The following is an 11154-nucleotide window of genomic DNA, read 5'->3' as shown; positions in this document are numbered from 1 at the left end:
GATTCTTGTCTGCGCCCTGTGCGTGGTGCGGAATCGGAAGAACCGCGGTCCGGGTTCATTTTGAGGAGTCCCGGATATGGCCAAAAAAGTTGTTGGCTACATCAAACTTCAGATCCCCGCTGGTAAGGCTAATCCTTCCCCGCCGGTTGGTCCGGCACTGGGTCAGCGCGGTCTGAACATCATGGAATTCTGTAAGGCATTTAACGCCAAGACCCAGGGTCTTGAGCCGGGCATGCCGATTCCGGTGGTTATCACCGCATATGCAGACCGTACGTTCAGCTTCATCACCAAAACCCCGCCGAACACCTACTTCCTGCTCAAAGCCGCCAAGATTTCCAAAGGCAGCCAGACAGTTGGTAAGGGTGGCAGCGTTGGTAAGGTGACCATGAGCCAGCTTCGTGAAATTGCTGAACAGAAACAGCAGGACATGAACGCAAACGATCTGGATGGCGCAGTGCGCATGCTGATCGGCTCTGCCCGCTCCATGGGCATCGATGTGGTGGAGGGCTAATCTATCATGGCAAAGAACAAGCGTCTCGCCGCTGCGCGTGCCAAGGTTGAAGCTGGTAAAGCTTACGGTGTTGATGAAGCTGTTGCGCTGGTAAAAAGCAATGCAACAGCCAAGTTTGACGAAACCGTTGAAATTGCACTGAACTTGGGTATTGACCCGCGTCATGCAGACCAGATGGTTCGTGGCTTTGTTTCCCTGCCGAACGGTACGGGCAAAACCTTGCGCGTTGCTGTATTTGCACGTGGCCCGAAAGCTGAAGAAGCTCAGGCTGCCGGTGCAGATATCGTGGGTGCAGAAGACCTGATGGAAAAAGTGCAGGCTGGCGAAATCAACTTCGACCGCTGCATTGCTACGCCTGACATGATGGCCCTGGTGGGTCGTCTGGGTAAGATCCTCGGCCCACGTGGGCTGATGCCGAACCCCAAGCTGGGCACCGTGACCATGAACGTAAAGGGCGCTGTTGAGGCGGCTAAGTCTGGTCAGGTTGAATATCGCGCTGAAAAGAGCGGTATCGTGCACGCTGGTGTTGGCAAGGCTTCCTTCAGTGAAGACAAGCTGGCTGAAAACGTACGTGCATTTATTGATGCCGTGCAGAAGGCCCGTCCGTCTGGCGCAAAAGGTGCTTACATGAAGAAGGGCGCTCTGTCCTCCACCATGGGCCCGGGCGTTCAGCTGGACCTCTCTGCCTTCGCTGGCTGAGAAAGAATGACGCTGCGCCAGCTTTCGGGTTGGCGTGGTGCATGAAGGAGTGGTTACGGCTGCTCCTTCTTCCTGTCCGAGACCGTGCGCAACTGCGGTTTTAATCAACCTTCGGGTTGGCGAACGGTAAGACGGGAATGCTGGTTACAGGTCGTATTTACGGCACGCCAGATATTCCGTTTCAAGGACAGGCGAGCGGGTTCCGCTATGTATGGTGGAACCTAAAGGGCAACCCGTTCTGTTGGGCGCAAGCTTGATGGAACAAGACGGAGACGGGATTTGAACCGTACGGAAAAGAAGGCCTTTATCGCCTCTCTGGCCGCCGTTTTCGCCCAGACGTCCATGGTTGTGGTCACCCGTAATGACGGGCTGACTGTGGCTGCTGTGACGGAACTGCGGCGTAAGGTGCGTGCAGCGGGTGCGAACTATAAGGTCGCTAAAAACCGGCTGGCAACTCTCGCCCTGGATGGGACCCAGTTCAACGGCATCGCACCGATGCTGCAAGGCCCGACCGCGCTTGCGTGGTCTGAAGACCCTGTGGCTGTGGCTAAGGCTGTCGTTGAGTTCGCCAAAACAAATGACAAGCTTGTGCTGCTTGGTGGTTCTCTTGGTTCTCAGGTGCTTGACGCCGATGGAATCAAGGCTCTGGCCGAGCTGCCGTCTCTTGATGCGCTGCGCGCGCAGCTCGTGGGTCTTATCTCCACGCCAGCTACGCGTATCGCCAGCGTTACTCAGGCGCCGGCAGGCCAGCTTGCACGTGTTTTTGGGGCCTATGCCAAAACGGGTGAAGCTGCCTGATTTCATTCCCTTGTATGAGGGAATGTTCAAGAATTTTGCGCTGCCTTCGTGCTTGAAGGTTGCGTTCTGCTAACCAGTATCTATATTAGGAAGTCAAACTATGGCTGATCTTGCTAAGCTTGTTGACGAACTGTCCGCTCTGACCGTTCTTGAAGCTGCTGAACTTTCCAAGCTGCTCGAAGAAAAATGGGGCGTTTCCGCTGCTGCTCCTGTAGCAGTTGCTGCTGCTGCACCTGGTGCTGCTGCTGCTCCGGCTGAAGAAAAGACCGAATTCACGGTTGTTCTGGCCAGCGCTGGCGACAAGAAGATCAACGTGATTAAGGAAATCCGCGGCATCACCGGTCTGGGCCTGAAAGAAGCTAAGGACCTGGTTGAAGGTGCGCCGAAGACCGTTAAAGAAGGTGTCAGCAAGGACGAAGCTGACAAGATCAAAAAGGCTCTTGAAGACGCCGGGGCAACCGTCGAAGTCAAGTAAGTTTGCCAAATTTCTGATGCATGGCATCGGAGAAATGGGAAAAAAGGTTTTCGGGTGGGGGCGCTGTGCCTCTGCCCGTTTGCCTGTTTCGGGTTGATCTGAAACAGGAGCCGGGTAAAACCGGTATGGGCTTGAGACCAAAATTAGGTCGGACCATCAGGCTCGCGGGGAGACCACGGGCATGATGGTCCGAGATAAATGGGCGGGGCAGGAGCGACGATGAACGCAATCACTAAATCGTTCACAGGACGGAAGCGGATTCGCAAAAGTTTCGGGCGGATTCCCGAAATCGCCCCGATGCCGAACCTGATTGACGTGCAGCGTGCGTCTTACGAGACATTCCTTCAGGCGAATGTATCGCCTGATGCGCGTACTCCAACAGGTTTGCAGGAGGTATTCCGTTCCGTTTTCCCCATCAACGATTTTGCGGGGCGGGGGCGTCTGGAATTCGTTAGCTACGAATTTGAAGAGCCTAAGTATGATGTGGAAGAGTGCATTCAGCGTGGCCTGACATATGCTGCACCGCTGAAGGTTATTTTGCGCCTGATCGTATGGGATGTGGACGAAGATACGGGGTCTCGTTCCATTCGCGATATTAAGGAACAGCCGGTTTATATGGGCGATATGCCGCTCATGACAGACAACGGCACCTTTATCGTAAACGGTACGGAGCGCGTTATTGTTAGCCAGATGCACCGTTCACCCGGTGTGTTCTTTGATCATGATAAAGGTAAGACGCATTCTTCCGGCAAATATCTGTTTGCTGCGCGCGTTATTCCTTACCGTGGTTCTTGGCTGGACTTTGAGTTTGACGCCAAAGATCTGCTTTATGTTCGTATTGACCGTAAGCGTAAGCTGCCTGTTACTACGCTGTTGTATGCGCTTGAAGGCGCAGCATCTGAAGCTGCACGCAAAGCGAAAGCAGCTGAAGGCGGCGATGTTGACGCTATGGAAATCAAGGGGATGGATGCCAATGAAATCCTCGCCTATTTCTATAATGCTGTCACATTCATAAAAACACCTAAAGGCTGGGCCCGTCCGTTTGATGCGGACTCCTTCCGTGGTCTCAAGTTGCTGGCACCGTTGGTGGATGCAGAAACCGGTGAAGTGGTGGCGGAAGCCGAAACCAAGCTGACGGCCCGCATGGTGCGCAAGATCGCGGAAAAAACGCGTGAAGTGCTGGTGGGTGAAATCGATCTGCTTGGCCGTTACATTGCCCATGATATCGTCAATATGCAGACTGGCGAAATCTATGGTGAGGCTGGTGAAGAAATCACTGAAGCACGTCTTGCTGCCTTGGAAGAAGCCGGTATTACGGAACTTCCTCTGCTGGCGATTGATGCAGCTAACGGTCCGTGGATCCGTGACACACTTACGGTAGATAAAAACAGCACGCGTGATGAAGCGCTGATTGATATCTACCGTGTGATGCGCCCCGGTGAGCCGCCAACGGCTGAAACCGCCGAAGCCATGCTGAACGGCCTGTTCTTTGATCCGGACCGCTATGATCTTTCCGCCGTTGGTCGCGTGAAGATGAACATGCGTCTGGACATGGATGTGCCGGACACAGTGCGCGTGCTGCGTAAAGAAGACATTCTGCGTACCATTAAAACGCTGTGTGACCTGAAAGACGGTCGCGGCCAGATTGACGATATTGATAACCTTGGTAACCGCCGTGTTCGCTCGGTTGGTGAGCTGATGGAAAATCAGTACCGCATTGGCCTGCTGCGTATGGAACGTGCCATTCGTGAACGCATGGGTTCTGTGGATATTGATACGGTCATGCCGCATGACCTGATCAACGCCAAACCTGCTGCTGCTGCTGTGCGTGAGTTCTTCGGTTCTTCTCAGCTCAGCCAGTTCATGGATCAAACCAACCCGCTGTCTGAAGTTACGCATAAGCGTCGTCTCTCAGCGCTTGGCCCGGGCGGTTTGACCCGTGAGCGTGCAGGCTTTGAAGTGCGTGACGTTCACCCAACGCATTACGGCCGTATCTGCCCAATTGAAACGCCGGAAGGCCCGAACATTGGTCTGATCAACTCTTTGGCAACCTATGCCAAAGTGAATAAATACGGCTTTATTGAAACACCTTACCGTCTGGTAAAAGACGGCGTGCTGCAGGATGGCTGGAAGTACCTCTCCGCTATGGAAGAGGAAAAGCTGGTTGTTGCGCAGGCCGATGCCAAGGTGAACGATCAGGGTGCGCTGACAAGCGATCTGATCTCTGTGCGTCGTAACGGTGATTTCCGTCTGGTTCCGCCAACAGAAGTTACAGCGTGTGACGTTTCTCCCAAGCAGTTGGTGTCTGTTGCTGCGGCGCTTATTCCGTTCCTGGAAAACGATGACGCGAACCGTGCACTGATGGGTTCCAACATGCAGCGTCAGGCTGTGCCGCTGGTGCGTTCCGATGCGCCGCTGGTTGGCACAGGCATGGAAGCTGCTGTGGCGCGTGATTCCGGTGCGACAATTGTCGCCAAGCGCGATGGTGTGGTTGACCAGATTGACGGTGCCCGTATCGTAGTGCGTGCAACCAACGCAGCAGGCTCTACGCAGGGTGTGGATATCTATCGTCTGCGCAAATATTCTCGCTCCAACCAGTCCACCTGCATCAACCAGCGTCCGCTAGTTCATGTTGGTGACAATGTGCGGGCCGGTGATATTATTGCCGATGGTCCTTCCACGGAGCTGGGTGAACTGGCGCTGGGCCGTAACGTGCTGGTCGCGTTTATGCCTTGGAACGGCTACAACTTCGAAGACTCCATCCTGATTTCCGAACGGATTGCCAAGGATGACGTTTTCACCTCGATCCATATCGAGGAATTCGAAGTCATGGCGCGTGATACCAAGCTGGGTCAGGAAGAAATTACGCGTGATATTCCGAATGTGGGTGAAGAAGCCCTGCGGAACCTGGACGAAGCCGGCATTGTTTACGTAGGTGCCGAAGTTAATCCGGGTGATATTCTGATCGGTAAGGTGACGCCAAAGGGTGAAAGCCCGATGACACCGGAAGAAAAACTTCTGCGTGCCATCTTTGGTGAAAAAGCCTCTGATGTGCGTGATACGTCCCTGCGTCTGCCGCCTGGCACGTCTGGTACAATCGTTGATGTGCGCGTGTTCTCCCGCCGTGGTGTGGATAAAGACGAACGCGCTATGGCTATTGAACGTGCGGAAATCGAACGTCTGGCCAAAGACCGTGACGATGAACGCGCTATTCAGGAACGCTCTTTCTATAGCCGTCTGCGTGAAAAACTGCTGGGGCAGGTTGCTGGTGCTGGGTTCAAGGGCATTCGCTCTGGAACCGAAATCACGGATGCTGTTCTGGATGAGCACCCGCGTGCTACGTGGCGCCAGATCGTTGTCACTTCTGACAGCGTAATGGCCGAGCTTGAAACCCTGCGGCGTGAATTTGATGCGGCTATTGCCCGTATTCAGGCACGTTTTGAAAGCAAGGTTGAAAAGCTGCAGCGTGGTGATGAACTGCCGCCTGGCGTGATGAAGATGGTCAAGGTTTTCGTGGCTGTTAAGCGTAAGCTGCAGCCCGGGGATAAAATGGCCGGTCGTCATGGTAACAAGGGTGTGGTTTCCCGCGTTGTGCCAGTTGAAGACATGCCGTTCCTGGAAGATGGCACGGCTGTTGATCTGGTGCTGAACCCGCTGGGTGTGCCTTCACGTATGAACGTGGGGCAGATTCTGGAAACCCATCTGGGCTGGGCTTGTGCCAAAATTGGCCGTGGCATCGGCGATATGGTGGATGAATACCAGCGTAATGGCGAAAAACGTCAGGAACTGCTGGATCGCCTGAAGGATGTGTACGGGGATAAGGTTTACAGCGAAGACATTGCGAATATGAGCAATGATGAGCTGGTTGAACTGGCCAATAACCTGCGCAAAGGCGTGCCGATTGCAACGCCTGTGTTCGATGGTGCCTCCATCCCGGATATTGAAGCCATGCTTGAAAAAGCTGGTGTTGATAAATCCGGTCAGTCTCAGCTGATTGACGGGCGCACAGGTGAGCCGTTCGAGCGTAAAACAACGGTCGGTTACATCTACATGCTCAAGCTGCACCATCTTGTTGATGACAAGATCCATGCACGTTCTATCGGCCCATACTCGCTGGTTACACAGCAGCCTCTGGGTGGTAAGGCGCAGTTTGGTGGTCAGCGCTTTGGGGAAATGGAAGTGTGGGCGCTGGAAGCATACGGCGCAGCTTACACTCTGCAGGAAATGCTGACTGTGAAGTCGGATGACGTTTCTGGCCGAACCAAAGTTTATGAATCCATCGTGCGTGAGCAGGATGATTTTGAGGCCGGTATTCCGGAAAGCTTTAACGTTCTGATCAAGGAGCTGAAATCTCTGGGTCTGAACGTGGAACTGGAGCAGGGGGCCGAGTGACGGTGAATTTCGCCACCACTATCCGTTCTTATTTCAAAGGGGAGGCCGGGGTAGAAACCTCGGCTCCCCGTTTCCCGCTGGGGGCTTCGGCACATGAATGAGCTCATGAAAATTCTTGGCCAGACCGGCCAGGCGATGACGTTTGATCAGATCAAGATTCAGCTGGCATCGCCCGAACAAATCCGTTCCTGGTCTTATGGCGAAATCAAGAAGCCCGAGACCATCAACTACCGCACATTCAAGCCAGAACGGGATGGCCTGTTCTGTGCACGTATCTTTGGTCCGATCAAGGATTATGAGTGCCTTTGCGGTAAATACAAGCGGATGAAATTCCGCGGTATTATCTGCGAAAAGTGCGGTGTTGAAGTTACGCTGGCCAAGGTGCGTCGTGAACGCATGGGCCATATTCAGCTTGCCAGCCCGGTTGCCCATATCTGGTTCCTGAAGTCTCTTCCTAGCCGTATCGGCCTGATGGTTGATATGACGCTGAAAGACCTGGAAAAGGTGCTTTACTTTGAAAGCTACCTGGTTCTGGAACCCGGCACGTCTCCGCTGAAGCAGTACTCCTTGCTGACGGAAGAACAGTACCTTGATGCCATGGATGAATATGGCGATGAGGGTGTTGAAGTCGGCATTGGTGCAGAAGCCATTAAAAAAGTTCTGGAACGCATTGACTGCGATGCCGAAAAGGTAGAGCTGCGCCAGGAACTTAAGGAAACAACTTCAGAAGCCAAGCGCAAGAAGCTGGTTAAGCGTCTGAAGCTGATTGAAGCATTTGCAGAAAGCGGTTCCCGCCCAGAATGGATGATTCTGGATCTGGTTCCGGTTATTCCGCCGGATCTGCGTCCGCTGGTGCCGCTGGATGGTGGTCGCTTTGCAACGTCTGATCTGAACGATCTGTATCGTCGCGTTATCAACCGTAATAACCGTCTGAAGCGCCTGATGGAGCTGCGTGCGCCCGATATTATCGTGCGTAACGAAAAGCGCATGCTTCAGGAAGCTGTGGATGCGCTGTTTGATAACGGGCGTCGTGGCCGGGCTATCACGGGTGCTAACAAGCGTCCGCTGAAATCCCTGTCCGATATGCTTAAAGGTAAGCAGGGTCGTTTCCGTCAGAACCTGCTTGGTAAGCGCGTCGATTACTCCGGCCGTTCCGTTATTGTGGTGGGGCCAGAACTTAAGCTGCACCAGTGTGGTCTTCCCAAGAAGATGGCGCTGGAACTGTTCAAGCCGTTCATTTACGCCAAGCTGGAAAAATACGGCCACGCCACCACCATTAAGGCTGCAAAGCGGATGGTGGAAAAAGAGCGTCCGGAAGTTTGGGATATTCTTGAAGAAGTTATCCGCGAACATCCGGTTATGCTTAACCGTGCGCCTACGCTACACCGTTTGGGCATTCAGGCGTTTGAACCGGTGCTGGTTGAAGGTAAGGCTATTCAGCTGCACCCGCTGGTCTGCACCGCGTTTAACGCAGACTTTGACGGTGACCAGATGGCCGTGCACGTGCCGCTGAGCCTTGAGGCCCAGCTTGAAGCACGTGTGCTGATGATGTCCACCAACAACATCCTCAGCCCGGCAAATGGTAAGCCGATTATCGTGCCTTCTCAGGATATTGTTCTGGGGCTGTATTACCTCAGCCTTGAAACCCCTGAATTCAAGGTTACGCCGGATCGTTGCGAGTATGACGAAACAACAGGTGCCCTGACTAAAGAAGGTGCGCCGTCTTTCTCTTCTATCGGTGAAGTGGAATATGCACTGAGCGCCGGTGCACTGAAGCTGCATGATAAAATTCGTGCACGTTTCCAGAAGGTCGGTGCAGATGGTAAGGTCACCTACGAAACAGCCGTGACCACCCCTGGTCGTGTGCTGATTGCGCAGATCCTGCCTCAGCATGAAGCTGTGCCGTTCTCCCTTATCAACCGTCAGCTCACCAAAAAGGCTGTGTCTGACGTTATTGATACGGTGTACCGTCATTGTGGTCAGAAAGAAGCCGTTATCTTCTGTGATCGTCTGATGGCTCTGGGTTTCCGTCACGCTGCTAAGGCCGGTATTTCCTTCGGTAAGGATGACATGATCATCCCGCCCGAAAAGAAAGAGCTGGTTGATCGCACGGCTGCCGAAGTGAAAGAGTTTGAACAGCAGTATCAGGATGGTCTGATCACGGCTGGCGAACGCTACAACAAGGTGGTGGACGCATGGTCACGTTGCACGGACGAAGTGCAGGCGGCCATGACCAAAGAAATCTCTCGTCAGGAAGTTGGTAAGCAGATCAACTCCGTATGGATGATGAGCCACTCCGGGGCTCGTGGGTCGCCGGCTCAGATGAAGCAGCTGGCCGGTATGCGTGGTCTGATGGCCAAGCCGTCTGGTGAAATTATTGAACAGCCGATTATCGCCAACTTTAAAGAAGGCCTGTCGGTTCTCGATTACTTCACCTCTACCCATGGTGCACGTAAAGGTCTGGCTGATACCGCGCTTAAAACCGCTAACTCCGGGTATCTTACCCGTCGTCTGGTGGACGTGGCGCAGGACAGCATCATTATTGAAGAAGATTGCGGTAGTGAACGCGGTCTGACAGTTCGCGCAGTTATGGACGGTGGGGAAGTTGTAGCTTCTCTGTCCGAACGTATTCTGGGCCGTACTGTTGCTTCTGATGTGATTGTTCCGGGCACCGGTGAAGTTATCGTGCCGCGCAATCATCTGATTGATGAAGCCGATGCGGAACGTATTGAAAAGTCTGGTGTGGAAACGGTTCATATCCGTTCCGTGCTGACCTGTGATAGCCGCGTTGGTGTTTGTGCCCGCTGCTATGGGCGTGATCTTGCACGCGGCACACCGGTAAATATCGGTGAAGCTGTGGGTGTTATCGCCGCTCAGTCCATTGGTGAGCCCGGCACACAGCTGACAATGCGTACCTTCCATATTGGTGGTGCGGCACAGCGTGGTGCAGAACAGTCCATGATCGAAGCTTCTCGCGATGGTCAGGTTGTGATCCGTAACCGCAACGTTGTGCATAACAGTCAGAACGTGCCGATCGTGATGGCGCGTAACTGTGAAATCCTGCTGTCTGACGAAAACGGTGTGGAAAAAGCCCGTTACCGTGTGCCGTATGGTGCGCGTTTGCTGACGGAAGAAGGGGCAAAGGTTGCACGTGGCCAGAAGTTGGCTGAGTGGGATCCTTACACCCTTCCGATCATCACGGAAAAAGCCGGTAAGGTTGAATACCTGGATCTGATTGATTCCATCACGCTTGTTGAGCGTATGGATGAAGTGACCGGCCTGACATCCAAAGTGGTGGTGGACTACAAGCAGGCAGGTAAGGGTGTGGATCTGCGCCCACGTCTGCAGCTTAAAGATGCCAACGGTGATGTGGTGAAGCTGGATAACGGTGCAGATGCCCGTTACTTCCTTTCTCCCGAAACACTTCTGTCTGTTGAAAACGGCACGGAAGTGAATGCCGGTGACGTTCTGGCCCGTCTGCCACGTGAAGGGTCCAAAACCCGTGATATTACGGGTGGTCTGCCACGCGTTGCTGAACTGTTTGAAGCACGCCGGCCCAAAGATCACGCTATTATCGCGGAAATGGAAGGTCGCGTTGAGTTCGGGAAGGATTACAAGTCCAAGCGCCGCGTTATCGTGAAGAACGATGAAACGGGTGAGGAACAGGAATACCTGATCCCGAAAGGCAAGCACATTTCCGTTCAGGAAGGTGACTTTGTGGAAAAAGGTGATCCGCTGGTCGATGGTCCGCGGGTGCCCCACGATATCCTGAAGGTGATGGGTGTTGAGGCTCTGTCCGATTATCTGATTAACGAAATTCAGGATGTGTATCGTCTTCAGGGTGTGAAGATTAACGATAAGCATATTGAAGTTATCGTGCGTCAGATGCTCCAGAAAGTTGAGATTCTGGAGCCGGGTGACACGACATACCTGATTGGTGAAACCGTTGACCGTATTGAGTTCGAGGCTGAAAATGCCAAGTGTCTCAAGGCAGGTGAACGGCCAGCTCAGGGTATGCCGGTGCTGCAGGGTATCACCAAGGCCTCTCTGCAGACGCAGTCCTTCATCTCTGCTGCATCGTTCCAGGAAACCACACGCGTGCTCACAGAAGCTGCTACGGCAGGGAAAGTGGATAAGCTGATGGGCCTGAAGGAAAACGTGATTGTCGGGCGTTTGATCCCGGCAGGCACGGGCAGTGTCATGAAGCGTCTGCGGGCTATTGCCGCGGAGCAGGATCGCCAGCGTGTTGGGCGTTCTGCGGCCGAATAAACGTTGCGAA

At 53.7% G+C, this 11154-nt stretch carries 6 protein-coding genes; all 6 read left to right on the top strand.

What is annotated here, in order from left to right; genetic code table 11:
- The first annotated feature begins 76 nt into the window (after positions 1-76).
- The 6 genes from rplK to rpoC all read left to right on the top strand — a co-directional run bounded on the left by rplK (position 77) and on the right by rpoC (position 11144).
- Positions 77-511 carry a 50S ribosomal protein L11 gene (rplK, locus tag QQM41_RS01545; RefSeq protein WP_003622680.1) on the top strand — a complete coding sequence of 145 codons (435 nt, stop codon included), beginning with the start codon at positions 77-79 and terminating at the stop codon, positions 509-511.
- Between the two features lie 6 nt (positions 512-517).
- Positions 518-1210, top strand: a complete 693-nt coding sequence (rplA, locus tag QQM41_RS01540) for a 50S ribosomal protein L1 (protein ID WP_003622682.1) — start codon at positions 518-520, stop codon at positions 1208-1210.
- 279 nt (positions 1211-1489) lie between these two features.
- Positions 1490-2008: a 50S ribosomal protein L10 gene (rplJ, locus tag QQM41_RS01535; protein ID WP_050819558.1), complete on the top strand. Its 519-nt coding sequence runs from the start codon at positions 1490-1492 to the stop codon at positions 2006-2008.
- A gap of 100 nt (positions 2009-2108) precedes the next feature.
- Positions 2109-2483, top strand: coding sequence for a 50S ribosomal protein L7/L12 (gene rplL / locus QQM41_RS01530; RefSeq protein WP_006116056.1), 375 nt, complete (start codon positions 2109-2111; stop codon positions 2481-2483).
- Between the two features lie 219 nt (positions 2484-2702).
- A complete protein-coding gene (gene rpoB, locus QQM41_RS01525) occupies positions 2703-6875 on the top strand; it encodes a DNA-directed RNA polymerase subunit beta (RefSeq protein ID WP_339077529.1) in 4173 nt (1390 codons plus the stop codon).
- 93 nt (positions 6876-6968) lie between these two features.
- Complete coding sequence (gene rpoC, locus QQM41_RS01520; protein WP_128105130.1) at positions 6969-11144, top strand: DNA-directed RNA polymerase subunit beta'; 4176 nt, start codon at positions 6969-6971, stop codon at positions 11142-11144.
- Positions 11145-11154 lie beyond the last annotated feature (10 nt).

Source organism: Acetobacter sp. AC2005, assembly GCF_037901235.1.
GTDB classification, from domain to species: Bacteria; Pseudomonadota; Alphaproteobacteria; order Acetobacterales; family Acetobacteraceae; genus Acetobacter; species Acetobacter oryzoeni.
This window is presented reverse-complemented; position numbering and strand designations above follow the sequence as displayed.